Source organism: Streptomyces zinciresistens K42, from assembly GCF_000225525.1.
In the GTDB taxonomy this organism is placed as follows: Bacteria; Actinomycetota; Actinomycetes; order Streptomycetales; family Streptomycetaceae; genus Streptomyces; species Streptomyces zinciresistens.
Genome location: NZ_AGBF01000164.1, coordinates 1 through 15737, shown reverse-complemented (window position 1 = coordinate 15737; position 15737 = coordinate 1). Strand labels below are relative to the sequence as shown.

Sequence of the window (15737 nt, the reverse complement as noted above, 5' to 3'; positions counted from 1 at the left end):
TCTTGTGCCAGCAAGCGTTGTTCAGGTCGTACTCACGCATCGTCTGTGGTCCTCTGCTGCCGACTCGATCAGGGCCAGGGATGCCTCCGGTGACAACGCGGCTGCCCTGATCAGATCGTATGACGCCCGTACCCGCTTCACCACAGCTGTTTCGTCCAGGAGGCGGCCCGAAAACACCGCTTCTGCATAGACAGTTGGCGGGGCGTCCTCGAACTCCATGAGCTTCATCATCTTGCCCATGTCCGGGTGCGCTCCCGCCGCGAACGGCAGCACCTGCAACACCAGCTTGCGCTCCCGCACCAGTTGCGCGATGTGGTCCAGCTGATGCGCCATGACCATGGGGCCGCCCACGGGAACGCGTAAGACCGCCTCGTGCAGCACCGCCCAGTACACGGGCCGTGTGGCATCCGCAAGGAGCCGGGTCCGGTCCATCCGGCCCTTGAGCAGCTCCTCGACGTACTCATCGGCGGCCAGCGGCTGGTTGGCGAGGAAGATGGCCCGTGCGTACGTCCGCGTCTGGAGGAGCCCCGGGATCACCATGGGAGCGAACTCGCAGATCTCCGTCGCGAGCCTCTCCAGTTCCGCCGCGTGCGCGAAGTACTCGGTGTACGGCTGCTCCTTGATGAGCTTTCGCCACAGTCGTTCGAAAATACCGTCGGTTTGCAGCGCTTCGTCGATCCGCTGGGCCACGTCCAGTTGTGGTTTGCGAATCGCCTGTTCGAACTGGCCGATGTAGCCGCCGGACACGAATACCCGCGAACCCAACTCCGCCTGGGTGATTCCGGCGTTCTCGCGGCGCCTCTTCAGCTCCGCGCCGAAGAACTCCCACGCCGCGTGACGTGAACCGTTGGCCATGGTCAAACCCCCTGTACAGCGCCGCACTTGTAGGGCGCGAATTGCTGCCGAGTCTAGGCCGTGCGGGTCACCATGGAGTCGCAAAGCGTGAAACGCGAAGGGGAGGGAACAACGTGACGGCACGGCACTCGGCGCACTGCGCCGAAGAAGCGGAGGAAGTGGTGGAGGAATTGCGGGCGGCACTGGCGAAAGCGGGAATCACGCTCCCGACGCTCCGGGTCGATCCGGTGGGTCTCGCGCGTGAGGCACCGTGCCCGCTCGTGGAATTGGGACGGTGCTCGACGGAGACCGCGCGCCGGCTCGCCGCGGCCCTGCGATGAGGCGGGCGGTCGGGTCGTACGTCTTCGACGCCCGCTCGGGCCGGCTCGGCGTGGTGATGGGGCACGAGGGGCCGTACGTCCAGCTGCGGCCCTACGGCGGCGGCCGGGAGTGGGACGCCGACCCGGCGGAGCTGCGCACCGCCACGCCCGCGGAGCGGCTGCGCGCGGCGACGGCGTACGCGAACGCCCGCAGCCGGGGGGAGGTTCCCTGACACGGGGGCGGGCGCATAGGGTGCGGCGGCATGGTGTGGTGGAGAGGGAGACGGCGGGGCCCGAAGGCGGTCCGCCGCTACCCCGTGCCGCTCACCGCGCACCAGCTGTGGATGGTCTCGCTCAGCGCGCCGGTGGGCCGTGACCGGGGTGTCTCGCGCACCACGCTCTACCCCTACGCGCGCGTCGACGACGACGGCGCCCGGCGCAGGCTGGCCGAGCAGTGGGGGATCACCTCGCGCGGGGAGCTGGTCGCCCGGCTCGACGAGCTGTCGCGCGTCGGCTACCGGGCCCGCGCGCGCCGGCTCACCGGCGTCGCCCCGCTCGCCTGGGACGCCGCACTGTACACGGACATCGCCCGCCGCGGCTTCGCCTGCGGACTGATCGGCGAGGGCGACGCCTGGACCGCGCTGAAGAACATCGTGCCGTCGGTGGCGGGGACGTACGGCTCCTGGCGCGAGTACGCCGATCACTACCTGCTGGGACGGCAGGTGTGGCGGGACGGCCTGCGGGGCACCGACGACGAGGCCGCCGCCGCCCCGCAGGCCGTCGCCGACGCGCATCTGCGCTCCCTGCTCGACCCGGCGAACCGGGCCAGCCCGTGGAACCTGGCCCCCTGGGACGCCATACGCGACCCCGACCACACACCGTCGCCGTCCCCGTCCCGGCGTACGCGACAATGAGGCCATGAGCCTGTTCCGCGACGACGGCATCGTGCTGCGCACCCAGAAGCTGGGGGAGGCGGACCGGATCATCACGCTGCTCACCCGCAAGTACGGGCGGGTGCGGGCGGTGGCCCGGGGCGTGCGGCGCACGAAGTCCAAGTTCGGCGCCCGGCTCGAACCGTTCTCCCACGTCGACGTGCAGTTCTTCGCCCGGGGGAGCGAGCTGGTGGGGCGCGGGCTGCCGCTGTGCACCCAGAGCGAGACCATCGCTCCGTACGGCGGCGGCATCGTCACCGACTACGCCCGCTACACCGCCGGGACGGCCATGCTGGAGACCGCGGAGCGGTTCACCGACCACGAGGGGGAGCCCGCCGTCCAGCAGTACCTGCTCCTGGTCGGCGCCCTGCGCACGCTCGCCCGCGGCGAGCACGAGCCGCACCTGGTGCTCGACGCGTTCCTGCTGCGCTCCCTCGCCGTCAACGGCTACGCGCCGAGCTTCGGCGACTGCGCGAAGTGCGGTATGCCGGGCCCGAACCGCTTCTTCTCGGTGGCCTCCGGGGGTTCGGTCTGCGCCGACTGCCGGGCGCCCGGTAGCGTCGTACCGTCGCCGCGGACCCTGGAGCTGCTGGGGGCCCTGCTCACGGGGGACTGGGAGACGGCGGACGGCTGCGAGCCGCGGTACGTCCGGGAGGGCAGCGGACTGGTGTCCGCGTATCTGCACTGGCACCTGGAGCGCGGACTGCGCTCCCTGCGGTACGTCGAGAAGTAGGCGCGCCGCGAGCACGAGCGGGGAAGCAAGGGAGACGAGAGGTACATGGCCGTGAGTGGGTTCCTCGGGCGGCGGCGCCGCGAGTACAGGACGCCGGAGCCGCATCCGTCCGGCGCCCGCGCGCCGAAGCTGCCCGGCGAGCTGGTCCCGAAGCACGTGGCGATCGTCATGGACGGGAACGGCCGCTGGGCCAAGGAGCGGGGCCTGCCGCGCACCGAGGGCCACAAGGTGGGCGCGGAGCGGGTGCTGGACGTCCTCCAGGGCGCCGTCGAGATGGGCGTCGGGTCCATCTCGCTCTACGCCTTCTCCACCGAGAACTGGAAGCGCTCGCCGGACGAGGTGCGCTTCCTGATGAACTTCAACCGCGACTTCATCCGCAAGACGCGCGACCAGCTCGACGCGCTCGGCATCCGGGTGCGCTGGGTCGGCCGGATGCCCAAGCTGTGGAAGTCGGTCGCCAAGGAGCTCCAGATCGCCCAGGAGCAGACCAAGGACAACGACCGGCTCACGCTGTACTTCTGCATGAACTACGGCGGGCGGGCCGAGATCGCGGACGCCGCGCAGGCGATGGCCGAGGACGTGCGCGCCGGGCGGCTCGACCCGTCCAAGGTCAGCGAGAAGACCTTCGCGAAGTACCTGTACTACCCGGACATGCCGGACGTCGACCTGTTCCTGCGCCCCAGCGGCGAGCAGCGCACCTCCAACTACCTGCTGTGGCAGAGCGCCTACGCGGAGATGGTCTTCCAGGACGTGCTGTGGCCGGACTTCGACCGGCGTGACCTGTGGCGCGCCTGCGTGGAGTTCGCCTCGCGCGACCGGCGCTTCGGCGGGGCCGTCCCGAACGAGGTGCTCCGGGCGTTGGAGGGCCGCCCGCACGAGGGCTGACCCCGCACACCATGCGGCGGGCCCCGCGCCACGAGGTGGAGCGGGGCCCGCCGGGCGCTGTGCGGGGGGTCAGTCGTCGGCCGCCGCGCAGTCCGCGCAGGTGCCGAAGATCTCCACGGTGTGCGCCACGTTCACATAGCCGTGCTCGGCGGCGATGGTGTCGGCCCACTTCTCCACGGCCGGCCCCTCGACCTCGACGGCCTTGCCGCAGACCCGGCAGACGAGGTGGTGGTGGTGCTCGCCGGACGAGCAGCGCCGGTAGACCGACTCGCCGTCGGAGGTGCGCAGGACGTCCACCTCGCCGGCCTCGGCGAGGGACTGGAGGGTGCGGTAGACCGTGGTGAGCCCGACCGAGTCGCCCTTGTGCTTGAGCATGTCGTGGAGCTCCTGCGCGCTGCGGAACTCGTCGACCTCGTCAAGGGCCGCCGCCACGGCCGCACGCTGCCGGGTGGATCGGCCCTTCACGGGCGGTCCTGCGGTAGTCACCGTTGCCTCCTCGCGTCTGCGCCTTGCCGGGCCATTGTGCCAGCCCGGCCCGTGGCCGGTCGGCCCCCGACCTCGCCCGTCTTCCCCGTACCGGCCGGAACAGCGCATTCCGGGGGATCGTCCGCCGACCGGGCCGCCGCCAGGGCGCGGGCCCTGCGCCGGGCGAGCGGTGCGGCCAGCGCGGTGAGCGCGAGGAACGCGCCGATGGTCAGCAGCACGATCGTCGCGCCCGGCGGGACGTCCTGGTAGTACGAGGTGACCGTGCCGCCGATCGACACCGTCACCCCGATCGCCACGGCCAGCGCGAACGTGGCCGCGAAACCGCGGGTCAGCTGCTGGGCCGCCGCCACCGGCACCACCATGAGCGCGCTCACCAGCAGCAGCCCCACCACCCGCATCGCGACGGTCACCGTCACCGCCGCCGTGACCGCCGTCAGCAGGTTCAGCGCCCGCACCGGAAGGCCGGTGACCCGGGCGAACTCCTCGTCCTGGCTCACCGCGAACAGCTGCCGGCGCAGCCCCAGGGTGACCAGCACCACGAAGGCGGCGAGCAGCAGGATCGCGGTGACGTCGGACTCGCTCACCGTGGACAGCGAGCCGAAGAGGTACGAGATCAGGCCGGCGTTGGAGCCGCCCGGCGCGAGGTTGGTGAACAGGACGCCGCCGGCCATGCCGCCGTAGAAGAGCATCGCGAGGGCGATGTCGCCGCGGGTGCGGCCGTACCAGCGGATCAGCTCCATGAGGACCGCGCCCAGCACGGAGACCGCCGTCGCCATCCACACCGGTGACCAGGACAGCAGGAAGCCCAGGCCGACGCCGGTCATCGCGACGTGCCCGATCCCGTCGCCCATGAGCGCCTGGCGCCGCTGGACCAGGTAGATGCCGATGGCGGGCGCGGTGACGCCGACCAGGACGGCGGCGAGCAGGGCCCGCTGCATGAAGGCGTAGTTCAGGAGTTCCATCGGCTCAGCGGCCCCGTCCGGTTCTGCGCCGCGCCGTCGGGGTCGTCGGGCGCGTGCGGGTGTACGTGGTCGTGGCCGGGCAGCGCGTGCCGGCCGACGGCGGCGGGCGGCGGGCCGTCGTGCAGCACGCGGCCGTCCCGCAGGACGACCGCCCGGTCGATCAGGGGCTCCAGGGGCCCCGGTTCGTGCAGGACGAGCAGGACCGTCGTACCGTCCGCGACCTGCTCGCGGAGGGTGCGGGCGAGCACGTCCTGGCTGGCCAGGTCGACGCCCGCCATCGGCTCGTCCATGATCAGCAGTTCGGGTTCGCCGGCCAGCGCGCGGGCGATCAGCACCCGCTGGTGCTGGCCGCCGGACAGCTCGTTCACGGAGTCCTTCGCCCGGTCGGCCAGGCCGACCAGCTCCAGGGCGCGGGTCACGGCCGCGCGGTCGGCCCGGCGCAGGACGCCGAGGCGGGCGCGGGAGAGCCGGCCGGAGGAGACGACCTCGCCGACCGTGGCGGGCACCCCGCTCGCGGCCGTCGTGCGCTGGGGCACGTAGCCCACCCGCGCCCAGTCGCGGAAGCGGGACCGCGGGGTGCCGAACAGCTCGATCCCGCCCGCGCTGACGGGCACCTGCCCGATCAGGGCGCGTACGGCCGTGGACTTGCCGGAGCCGTTCGCGCCGAGCAGCGCCACCACCTCGCCGCGGCGCACGGCCAGGTCGACGCCGCGCAGCACGGGGCGCGCCCCCCGTTCGGCGTGCACGCCGCGCAGGGCGGCGACGGTCTCGGTCACGGTGTCCGCCACGGGGCCGCTCACCTCGCCCCCAGGGCGGACCGCAGGGCGGTGAGGTTGGCCTCCATGACGGCGAAGTAGTCCCTGCCGCGGGAGGCGCCGGTGATGCCCTCGACCGGGTCCAGGACGGCGGTCCGCAGGCCGGCCTCGGAGGCGAGGGTCTTCGCCGCCCTGTCCGACACCAGCGTCTCGTGGAACACGGTGGTCACCGCGTCGGTCCGGGCCTCGTCGCGCAGTTCCCTGATCCGGGCCGGGCTCGGCTCGCCCTCCGGGTCGGTGCCGGCGACCGCCTCCTGGCGCAGGCCGTAGCGGTCGGCGAGATAGCCGAAGGAGGCGTGCTGGGTGAGGACGACCTTGGTCCGGGTGTGCTTCAGCCCCTCGGCGAACCGCCTGTCCAGCGCCTTGAGGCGCAGCGTCAGCGCCTCGGCGTTCCTGCGGTAGTCGGCGGCGTGCGCCGGGTCGCCCTTCTCGAAGGCGCGGGCGACGCCCTCGGCGATCTGGGCGTACTTGACCGGGTCGAGCCAGACGTGCGGGTCGGGGGCGTGCGCGCCGGAGCGGCCGCCCCCGTCCGCGTGCCCGGTGCCGCGCTGGTCCCTCAGCCGGGTCAGCGAGGCCGCGTCGATCTTCGTCCTCAGGTCCGTCTGCCCGACGGCGTCGTCGACGGACGGCTGGAGTCCCTTGAGGTAGAGGGCCGCGTCGGAGACCTCCAGCCGGGCCCGCTGCCGGGCGCTGATCTCCAGGTCGTGCGGTTCCTGGCCGGGCTCGGTCAGCGTGGTCACGTTCACGTGGTCCCCGCCTATCCGCTCGGCGAGGAACGCCATCGGGTAGAACGACGCGACGACGTCGAACTTCTCCGTGCCGGCCGGGGTCGCGCCGGCGGTGGAACAGGCGGTGAGCAGGCCGGCACCGAGGGTGGCGACGGCCGCCAGGGCCGCCCCCGACAGGAGGGATCGTCGTACGTTCATGACAGTCATTTTCAGGTTCGATGGAAACCGTTGTCAACAAGTGCTGGTCACGGTCCGCGGAGCGCCACCGATTTGATTGAGAGGGAGCCCCCGCCGGTACGCTGAGGCATTCGCTGTGAAGCGCCTCGCTTCGTCGCCCGTCGTCGTAATGAAGAGAGCACCGTGGCCGCCGACAAGATCGACACCATCGTCAGCCTGAGCAAGCGCCGTGGCTTCGTATTCCCGTGCAGTGAGATCTACGGCGGCCAGCGCGCCGCCTGGGACTACGGACCGCTGGGTGTCGAGCTCAAGGAGAACCTGAAGCGCCAGTGGTGGCGCTACATGGTGACCTCGCGCGAGGACGTCGTCGGTATCGACTCGTCCGTGATCCTGGCCCCCGAGGTCTGGGTCGCCTCCGGTCACGTCGCCACGTTCACGGACCCGCTGACCGAATGCACCTCCTGCCACAAGCGGTTCCGCGCCGACCACCTGGAGGAGGCGTACGAGGCCAAGCACGGCCGCCTCCCGGAGAACGGCCTCGCCGACGTCAACTGCCCCAACTGCGGCAACAAGGGCCAGTTCACCGAGCCCAAGCAGTTCTCGGGCCTGCTGTCGACGCACCTCGGCCCGACGCAGGACTCCGGCTCCGTCGCCTACCTGCGCCCCGAGACCGCGCAGGGCATCTTCACCAACTTCGGCCAGGTGCAGACCACTTCGCGGCGCAAGCCCCCGTTCGGCATCGCCCAGATGGGCAAGTCCTTCCGCAACGAGATCACGCCCGGCAACTTCATCTTCCGCACCCGCGAGTTCGAGCAGATGGAGATGGAGTTCTTCGTCAAGCCGGGCGAGGACGAGCAGTGGCAGGAGTACTGGATGGAGCAGCGCTGGAACTGGTACACGGGACTGGGCCTGCGCGAGGAGAACATGCGCTGGTACGAGCACCCGAAGGAGAAGCTCTCCCACTACTCCAAGCGCACCGCGGACATCGAGTACCGCTTCCGCTTCGGCGGCAGTGAGTGGGGCGAGCTGGAGGGTGTCGCCAACCGCACCGACTACGACCTGAGCGCCCACTCCAAGGCGTCGGGCACGGACCTGTCGTACTTCGACCAGGAGGCCGGCGAGCGCTGGACGCCGTACGTCATCGAGCCCGCGGCCGGTGTCGGCCGCGCGATGCTGGCGTTCCTGCTCGACGCCTACGTCGAGGACGAGGCGCCCAACGCCAAGGGCAAGATGGAGAAGCGGACCGTGCTGCGCCTCGACCACCGCCTCGCCCCGGTGAAGGTGGCCGTCCTCCCGCTGTCGCGCAACCCCGAGCTCTCCCCGAAGGCCAAGGGCCTCGCCCAGGCGCTGCGGCAGAACTGGAACATCGAGTTCGACGACGCGGGCGCGATCGGCCGCCGCTACCGCCGCCAGGACGAGATCGGCACCCCGTTCTGCGTGACCGTCGACTTCGACACGCTTGAGGACAACGCCGTGACGGTGCGCGAGCGCGACACGATGAAGCAGGAGCGGATCTCCCTCGACCAGATCGAGGGCTACCTGGCCGCGCGGCTCGTCGGCTGCTGACCGGCCCGGACCCCGCCGAGTCCCCGCGCCCTCCTCGGAGGGCGCGGGGACTCGGTCGTTTTCGCCGCGGGGGCGTGCGGGGTCGCGAAGAGGCCGCGCACGCGCACGCGAGTGCCGTCGGGCTGCCGCCGTCCGCCGCCGCCGTGCCCGCTGACGCGCGGGGGTGGCTGACAAGTTACAGATGACAGATATTGAAATCTGTCATCTGTTGGGGCAGGGTGGAGGCATGACGATGCGAACCCGCCCCCTCGGCACCACCGGCCCCCGTGTCTCCGCCCTCGGCCTCGGCTGCATGGGCATGTCCGCCCTGTACGGCGAGGCCGACCGGACCGAGTCGATCGCCACCGTGCACGCCGCGCTGGACGCGGGCGTGACCCTGCTCGACACCGGCGACTTCTACGCCATGGGCCACAACGAACTGCTGGTCGGCGAGGCCCTGCGCACGGCCCCCGCCGCCCTGCGGGAGAAGGCGCTGCTCAGCGTGAAGTTCGGGGCGCTGCGCACCCCGGACGGCGACTGGCTCGGCTACGACGGCCGCCCCGCGGCCGTGAAGAACTTCGCCGCCTACTCCCTCCAGCGCCTGGGCGTCGACCACATCGACGTCTACCGGCTCTCCCGGCTCGACCCCGACGTCCCCGTCGAGGAGACGGTCGGCGCGATCGCGGAACTCATCGAGAAGGGCTACGTCCGCCACGTCGGCCTGAGCGAGGTCGGCGCCGACACCATCCGCCGCGCCGCCGCCACGGCGCCCGTCGCCGACCTCCAGATCGAGTACTCCCTGATCTCCCGCGGCATCGAGGAGTCGATCCTGCCGACCACCCGTGAACTGGGCATCTCCGTCACGGCGTACGGCGTGCTCTCCCGCGGGCTGATCTCCGGCCACTTCACCCCCGACCGGCAGCTCGCCGCCGACGACTTCCGGGCCCGCTCCCCGCGCTTCCAGGGCGACAACCTCCGCCACAACCTCGAACTCGTCGAGGCGCTGCGCGAGATCGCCACGCGCAAGGGCGTCTCCGTCGCCCAGACCGCCATCGCCTGGGTGCTCTCGCGGGGCGAGGACATCGTGCCGCTCGTCGGCGCCCGCACCCGCGAGCGGCTCACCGAGTCGCTGGGCGCGCTCGACGTCACGCTGGACGCCGCCGACCTCGCGGCGATCGAGCGGGCGGTGCCCGCGGACGCGGCGGCGGGCGACCGCTACCCGGCCCCGCAGATGGCCCACCTCGGGAGCCGGTAGCGGCCCTGACCGCCGCGAGACGGCCCGGTACGGTCTAGGACATGTCACCGACGCCCCAGCCCCTGACCGCCGAGCGCATCCTCGAAACCACCGAGGAGGTGCTGCGCCGCCACGGCCCGGCCAAGGCCACCGTGGTCGACGTGGCCCGCGCGCTCGGCGTCAGCCACGGCAGCGTCTACCGGCACTTCCGCACCAAGGCCGCGCTGCGCGAGGCCGTCACCAAGCGGTGGCTGGACCGCACGACGCTGCTGCTCGCGGACATCGTCGCCGAACCCGGCACCGATCCGGCGGCGCGGCTGCGGGCGTGGCTGACGGCCCTGTTCGCCGCCAAGCGCCGCAAGGCGTTCGACGACCCCGAGCTGTTCGCCACGTACACCGTCCTGACCACCGAGACCGCCGAGACGGTCGTCGGCGAGCACATCGCCGAACTCACCGGCCAGCTCACCGAGATCGTCCGCGCCGGGGTCGCGGCGGGCGCCTTCGCCGCGGAGGACCCGGCCACGGCGGCGGGCGCCGTCTTCCGCGCGACCGACCGCTTCCACGACCCGCACTACGCCGGGGAGTGGGAGAAGCCGGGCGCGGAGTCCGACTTCCGTGCCGTGGTCGACCTCCTGCTGCGGGGGCTGCGGGCCCGCGACTGAGCCGTCACCGGCCGCCGGGCGGGTCCGTCGCGCGCCCGAGGAAGGTCACCGGCCCCGGGTCCGGGACCGAGACCACATGGAAGCCCAGGCGGTCGTAGAAGGCCCGCGCGGGGGTGTTGGCCGTCAGCATGGTGAGGTGGACGGCCGCCACCCCCCTGCCCCGCAGGGCCGCGAACAGCGTGCCCATCAGGGCCCGGCCGTGGCCCCGGCGCTGCCAGCGGGGGAGCAGGTCGATGTGCAGATGGGCCGGGTAGCGCGCGACCTCGGGGACCAGCATCCGCTCCGGGGTGTGCAGCAGAAGCGCGATCTCCTCGTCCGGGGTGGCGGCCGGCCCGGACGGCTCCGGATAGCGGGCGGCGACGGACGGCAGCCACCTCGCGCGGTACTCCGCCACGAAGCGCGGGGTGTCCGCGGCGCCCACCACATAGCCCACCGCCCGCCCCCGCCCGTCGTCCAGGACGAAGGCGAGATCCGGTTCCAGGACGGCGTACGGCGTCGCGAAGGCCGCCGGGAAGACACCGGGGTCGGCGTAGTGCGGCCGGCTGTCGCCGCCCGCGTGGGCGGTGCGCACACAGATGTCCTCGACCGCCTCGCGGTCCCCGGGACGGTAGGGGCGGATACCGGTCATCGCCCGGACCGCGTCCCGGCCGGGTCCACCGTCGCCCGGTGGGCCTGCGCCAGATGCTCCTCCGCCTTCAGCCACGGCAGGAACTGCGCGGCCCTGCGCCAGCCGCACGTCTCGCAGCGGATCGTGCGCTGCGCTCCCCTGCGCCGCACCTGTACGACGTGCTCGCGCCCGTGCTGGTCCCGGCGGCTCACCTTGCTCGTGCTGATCTCCGGCATGACGCCTCCAGCGTCCGAGGACAGCGAGTGCGCGGGCGGTTTGCGTGTACGAGACCCGCGCAGCAAGGAGTGTGCAGCAATACCAACATCAACAGGGGGCCGGGAACGGCGAGTTGCCCCACCCGTCGGCGTCGGCGCGCGGCGGGCGCGGGTCAGACGGACGCCTTCGGCGCGCGGCGGGCGCGGGTCAGACGGACGCCTTCGGCGCGCGGCGGGCGCGGGTCAGACGGACGCCTTCGGCGTCTCGCGCGTCCCGGCGGACGCCAGCATCCCGGCCGTGCGCTCGGCGGTCCCGCGCGCCCAGCGCCCGCTGGTCAGCGCCCCCACGACGAGCACCAGCAGCCCGCACCCGGTCAGCACCCACCAGGCCGGACCCGCGGCCCGCACGAACGACTCCCGGTAGGCCGACGTGCCCACCCCGGCCGCCAGCACCGCCCCCACCACGGCCACCCCGAGGGTCTGGCCGAGCTGGCGGCTGGTGGACGCGACGGCCGCCGCCACCCCGGCCTGCGCCCGCGGCATCCCGGACACCGCCGTGTTGGTGATCGGGGCGTTGACGAACCCGAACCCGATGCCGAACAGGGCGTAGCCGAGCACCAGCACCGCGTCGGAGGTCTCGGCGCGGAACACGGCGAACAGCGCGCAGGCCGCCGTCATCGCGACCCCGGCGACCAGCAGCGGCAGCCGCGGCCCCCGATTGCCCACCAGCCGCCCGGACAGCGGCGCGCACAGGAACATCGGCACCGCCATCGGCAGCATCCACAGCCCCGCGTGCAGCGCGTCGAGCCCGCGGACGTTCTGCAGGTACAGCGTCGACAGGAACAGGAACCCGCCGAGCCCCGCGAACGCCCCGATCGCGATCAGGGTGGCCCCGCTGAACGGCGCCGAGCGGAAGAAGCGCAGGTCGATCAGGGGTTCCGCCCGCCGGGGCTCGTACCACAGCAGGCCGAGCAGCGCCGCGAGGGCGAGCGCCGCGAACGGCAGGACCGTCCCGGCCCCGGCGGCCGGGGCCTCGATGATCGCGTACGTCAGCGAGCCGAACAGGACGATCACCAGGAGCTGGCCCACCGGGTCGAGGCGGCGGGCCCGGGGCGCCCGCGACTCGGGCACGAAGCGCAGGGTGAGCACGAGGGCGGCCAGGCCGACCGGCAGATTGACCCAGAAGATCGCGCGCCAGCCGACCGAGTCCACCAGCAGGCCGCCGACCAGCGGGCCCGCCGCCATCGAGAGGCCGACCACGGCACCCCACACCCCTATCGCCCGCGCCCGCTCGCGCGGGTCGGTGAAGGTGTTGGTGATGATCGACATGGCGACCGGGTTCAGCATGGAGCCGCCGACCGCCTGGATCATCCGGAAGACGATCAGCCAGTCCAGGGTGGGCGCGAGCGAGCACAGGGCCGAGCCGACGGTGAACAGCACGAGGCCGGTCACGAAGACGCGTCTGCGCCCGATCCGGTCCGCCGTGGAGCCGGCCAGCATCAGCAGGGAGGCCAGGACCAGGGTGTAGGCGTCGATCGTCCACTGCAGGCCCGAGGTGCTCGCGCCCAGGCCGCGCTGGAGCGCGGGCAGGGAGACGTTGAGCGCCGTGGTGTCCAGGCTCACGATCAGCAGGCTCATGCAGCAGATGGCGAGCACCAGCATCCGGCGGCGGTGGCTGAGCTCCGGCATCCTTGAATAGTACGCCTAACTAATGAATGTCGCCCCGCCCGTTCCGGTACGGGACAATGGGGGGATGCCCACGACCGCCCCGCCCCTGACCATCGGCCCCCACACCGTCCAGCCGCCCGTCGTCCTGGCCCCCATGGCCGGGATCACCAACGCGCCCTTCCGCACCCTGTGCCGGGAGTTCAGCGGCGGCAAGGGGCTGTTCGTCAGCGAGATGATCACCACCCGGGCGCTGGTCGAGCGCAACGAGAAGACCATGCAGCTGATCCACTTCGACGCGACCGAGAAGCCGCGCTCGATCCAGCTGTACGGCGTCGACCCGGCCACCGTCGGCAAGGCCGTCCGCATGATCGCGGACGAGGGGCTCGCCGACCACATCGACCTGAACTTCGGCTGCCCCGTGCCGAAGGTGACCCGCAAGGGCGGCGGCTCGGCCCTGCCGTACAAGCGGAACCTGCTGCGGGCGATCCTGCGGGAGGCCGTCACCGGGGCGGGCGACCTGCCGGTCACGATGAAGATGCGCAAGGGCATCGACGACGACCACCTCACCTTCCTCGACGCCGGCCGCATCGCCGTGGAGGAGGGCGTGACGGCCATCGCCCTGCACGGCCGCACCGCCGCCCAGCACTACGGCGGCACCGCCGACTGGGACGCGATCGCGCGGCTGAAGGAGCACGTGCCGGAGATCCCCGTGCTCGGCAACGGCGACATCTGGTCCGCAGGGGACGCCGTGCGGATGATGCGCGAGACCGGCTGCGACGGCGTCGTCGTCGGCCGCGGCTGCCTCGGCCGGCCCTGGCTGTTCGCCGACCTGGTCGCCGTCCTCGAAGGCTGCGGCGAGGCCGTCGCCCGCCCCGCGCTGCGCGAGGTCGCCGACGTCATGGTCCGCCACGCCACGCTGCTCGGCGAGTGGATCGGCGACGAGGCGCGCGGCGTCGTCGACTTCCGCAAGCACGTCGCCTGGTACCTGAAGGGCTTCGCGGTCGGCTCCGAGATGCGCAAGCGGCTCGCGATCACCTCCTCGCTCCGGGAACTGCGCGCCGGACTGGACGAGTTGGACCTCGACCAGCCCTGGCCGGCCGGTGCCGACGGCCCGCGCGGCCGTACGTCCGGCAACAACCGGGTGGTGCTGCCGGACGGCTGGCTGAAGGACCCCTACGACTGCGCGGGCGTCGGCGAGGACGCCGAACTGGACACCTCCGGCGGCTGATCCGGGCACCGCTCAGCCCTTCGAGGGGCGCGGGGTGGAGCCGAAGGCGGTCAGGAAGCGGTCGCGGAAGGAGTCCATCCGCCACACCGGGGCGTCCTTCGCGGGCCTGAGCCCCTCGGTCCAGTCCCAGCCGGCGATCCGGTCCAGGACCTTCGGGTCCTTCGCGACGAGCGAGACCGGCACGTCCCGGCTCGCGCGGTTGCCGCTCACCCGCGCCATGGGCTGGTGGTCGCCGAGGAGGACCAGCACGGTGTCGTCGGTGCCGTAGCGCTCCAGCCACTGGGTGAGGCTGGTGACCGAGTACCGCACGGACCTGCCGTACTCCTCGCGCGAGGCGGTGGTGTCGGTGATGACGTCCGACGCCTTCCTGCCCGCCTTCTCGATGCCCGCGAAGACGGAACCGTCACCGAGATCGTCCCAGCCGACCGTCCGCGGGATCGGCGCCCAGGGCTGATGGCTGGAGGTGAGGATGAGCAGGGACATCAGCGGCCTGTCCCGCCGCTGCTCGCGGACCCGGCGCTGATACGCCTCCAGGGCGTACTGGTCCGGCATCGTCGACCAGCTGAACTTCGGCCCCCGATAGCCCAGTCGGAAGGCGTCGTACACCTTGTCCAGGCCGTACCAGCGCGACTCGGGCCAGCCCTTCTGCACCCCCGGCATGACCCCCACCGTGTCCCAGGCCCCGGTCTTGCGGAACGCCTTGGTGAGGGTGAGGCGGTCGCCGGCCGTCACGGTCCGGTAGCGGCGCTGGTTGTCGATCCACAGCCCCGACATCGCCGTGGAGTGCCCGAGCCAGCTGCTGCCGCCGTACGTCGCCGACGTCAGCCAGCCGCTCCTGGCGCGGAAGCCGGCCTTCGCCAGCGCCCCGGTGCGCGCGTCCAGCGTCCGGTCCACGCCGGGCGCCGTCACCGGGTCCTCGATCGCGCTGCGCCCGTAGCTCTCGACGAACGCGAAGACCATGTCCTTGCCGCGCAGGGCCGGCAGCAGCTGATCCGGCGGGGTGGCGCCGAAGGTGTCGTCCTCGGCCGACTTCGCGAAGGCGGCCTCGTCCCGCAGCGAGTCCACCGCCCGCCGCGCGTGCGCCTTCAGCGCCCCGGCGGCGCGGTCGGAGGCGACCGGCGCGCCGAACGCCTGGAGACCCAGGGCGGAGCAGGTGATCCACACGGTGCAGGCGACGAGCGCGCCCCGCGCGGTGCGGGCCCGGTGCCGGGCCAGCAGCCCGCCCAGCCGGAGGGTCGCCGCGGTCATGACCACCGCCAGCAGCAGGACCGCGACGACGGCACCCGCGGCGAGGGCGGTCGCCGCGCCACTGCTCAGCGTGTCGGCGACGTAGGACCGGGCGTCCGGGAGCAGGTCCCAGTCCAGGGCCGCGTTGAAACCCCGGCCCAGATACTCGTTGAACCCCATGTCGAGCAGGTTCAGCGCGGTCAGCACCGTGAGCCCGATTCCGGACAGCACCGCCGCCGCCAGCCGGGGCCGCCGGGGCAGCCACAGCATCACCACGGCCCCGAGGATCGCCTCGGCCGGGATGCGCGCGAACCGGTCCGGGCGCAGCCCGTCGAGCGTGTTCGGCAGCACCAGCGCCCCGAGGACCAGGGCGGCGGCCAGCACGGTGGTCGCCGCGCGCGGTCCCCGCGCGGCCAGCGGGTGTCGCTCCCGCAGGGCGCGGAGCCGCGCCGCGGGCCCCCGGACGCCCGGTCCCGGCG

At 72.7% G+C, this 15737-nt stretch carries 17 protein-coding genes; 8 read left to right on the top strand and 9 right to left on the bottom strand.

What is annotated here, in order from left to right; genetic code table 11:
* Nucleotides 1-21: 21 nt before the first annotated feature.
* Entirely contained in the window at nt 22-855 is an 834-nt protein-coding gene (locus SZN_RS28965; protein ID WP_007502002.1) for a helix-turn-helix domain-containing protein, read from the bottom strand.
* A 316-nt stretch (nt 856-1171) separates the two neighbouring features.
* Here SZN_RS28965 and SZN_RS28960 point away from each other — a divergent pair, with 316 nt between their 5' ends.
* The 4 genes from SZN_RS28960 to SZN_RS28945 are packed head-to-tail and all read left to right on the top strand — an operon-like array spanning nt 1172 to nt 3704.
* Nucleotides 1172-1387, top strand: a complete 216-nt coding sequence (locus SZN_RS28960) for a hypothetical protein (RefSeq protein ID WP_007502001.1) — start codon at nt 1172-1174, stop codon at nt 1385-1387.
* 30 nt (nt 1388-1417) lie between these two features.
* A complete protein-coding gene (locus tag SZN_RS28955; protein ID WP_050815134.1) occupies nt 1418-2068 on the top strand; it encodes a DUF1266 domain-containing protein in 651 nt (216 codons plus the stop codon).
* Between the two features lie 4 nt (nt 2069-2072).
* Nucleotides 2073-2819: a DNA repair protein RecO gene (gene recO, locus SZN_RS28950; RefSeq protein WP_007501999.1), complete on the top strand. Its 747-nt coding sequence runs from the start codon at nt 2073-2075 to the stop codon at nt 2817-2819.
* Nucleotides 2820-2864: 45 nt separating this feature from the next.
* Nucleotides 2865-3704: an isoprenyl transferase gene (locus tag SZN_RS28945; RefSeq protein ID WP_007501998.1), complete on the top strand. Its 840-nt coding sequence runs from the start codon at nt 2865-2867 to the stop codon at nt 3702-3704.
* A gap of 69 nt (nt 3705-3773) precedes the next feature.
* Here SZN_RS28945 and SZN_RS28940 read toward each other — a convergent pair whose 3' ends face one another.
* The 4 genes from SZN_RS28940 to SZN_RS28925 are packed head-to-tail and all read right to left on the bottom strand — an operon-like array spanning nt 3774 to nt 6893.
* Nucleotides 3774-4190: a Fur family transcriptional regulator gene (locus tag SZN_RS28940; protein ID WP_043733727.1), complete on the bottom strand. Its 417-nt coding sequence runs from the start codon at nt 4188-4190 to the stop codon at nt 3774-3776.
* On the bottom strand, nt 4187-5152 hold the full coding sequence (locus SZN_RS28935; RefSeq protein WP_007501996.1) for a metal ABC transporter permease: 966 nt from the start codon (nt 5150-5152) through the stop codon (nt 4187-4189). The genes SZN_RS28940 and SZN_RS28935 overlap by 4 nt, the downstream gene beginning before the upstream one ends.
* Nucleotides 5140-5940, bottom strand: a complete 801-nt coding sequence (locus SZN_RS28930) for a metal ABC transporter ATP-binding protein (protein WP_007501995.1) — start codon at nt 5938-5940, stop codon at nt 5140-5142. The genes SZN_RS28935 and SZN_RS28930 overlap by 13 nt, the downstream gene beginning before the upstream one ends.
* 8 nt (nt 5941-5948) lie before the next feature.
* Nucleotides 5949-6893: a metal ABC transporter substrate-binding protein gene (locus SZN_RS28925; protein ID WP_007501994.1), complete on the bottom strand. Its 945-nt coding sequence runs from the start codon at nt 6891-6893 to the stop codon at nt 5949-5951.
* Nucleotides 6894-7055: 162 nt separating this feature from the next.
* Here SZN_RS28925 and SZN_RS28920 point away from each other — a divergent pair, with 162 nt between their 5' ends.
* The 3 genes from SZN_RS28920 to SZN_RS28910 all read left to right on the top strand — a co-directional run bounded on the left by SZN_RS28920 (nt 7056) and on the right by SZN_RS28910 (nt 10313).
* Nucleotides 7056-8438 (top strand): glycine--tRNA ligase, encoded by a 1383-nt coding sequence (locus SZN_RS28920; protein ID WP_007501992.1) that lies wholly within the window; start codon nt 7056-7058, stop codon nt 8436-8438.
* A gap of 226 nt (nt 8439-8664) precedes the next feature.
* A complete protein-coding gene (locus tag SZN_RS28915) occupies nt 8665-9672 on the top strand; it encodes an aldo/keto reductase (RefSeq protein WP_043733723.1) in 1008 nt (335 codons plus the stop codon).
* Nucleotides 9673-9713: 41 nt separating this feature from the next.
* On the top strand, nt 9714-10313 hold the full coding sequence (locus tag SZN_RS28910) for a TetR/AcrR family transcriptional regulator (RefSeq protein ID WP_007501988.1): 600 nt from the start codon (nt 9714-9716) through the stop codon (nt 10311-10313).
* Between the two features lie 4 nt (nt 10314-10317).
* Here SZN_RS28910 and SZN_RS28905 read toward each other — a convergent pair whose 3' ends face one another.
* From SZN_RS28905 to SZN_RS28895, 3 genes are all read right to left on the bottom strand, one after another.
* Entirely contained in the window at nt 10318-10941 is a 624-nt protein-coding gene (locus SZN_RS28905) for a GNAT family N-acetyltransferase (RefSeq protein WP_007501986.1), read from the bottom strand.
* Nucleotides 10938-11156 carry a hypothetical protein gene (locus SZN_RS28900; RefSeq protein ID WP_007501984.1) on the bottom strand — a complete coding sequence of 73 codons (219 nt, stop codon included), beginning with the start codon at nt 11154-11156 and terminating at the stop codon, nt 10938-10940. The genes SZN_RS28905 and SZN_RS28900 overlap by 4 nt, the downstream gene beginning before the upstream one ends.
* A 222-nt stretch (nt 11157-11378) precedes the next feature.
* Complete coding sequence (locus tag SZN_RS28895; protein WP_043733719.1) at nt 11379-12824, bottom strand: MFS transporter; 1446 nt, start codon at nt 12822-12824, stop codon at nt 11379-11381.
* Between the two features lie 64 nt (nt 12825-12888).
* On the opposite strand from SZN_RS28895, the gene dusB reads away from it, so the two are divergent.
* Nucleotides 12889-14031, top strand: coding sequence for a tRNA dihydrouridine synthase DusB (dusB, locus tag SZN_RS28890; protein ID WP_007501981.1), 1143 nt, complete (start codon nt 12889-12891; stop codon nt 14029-14031).
* A gap of 12 nt (nt 14032-14043) precedes the next feature.
* On the opposite strand, the gene SZN_RS28885 is transcribed toward dusB, so the two are convergent.
* On the bottom strand, nt 14044-15737 hold a 1694-nt coding region (locus SZN_RS28885), incomplete at its 5' end, for an alkaline phosphatase family protein (RefSeq protein ID WP_007501980.1).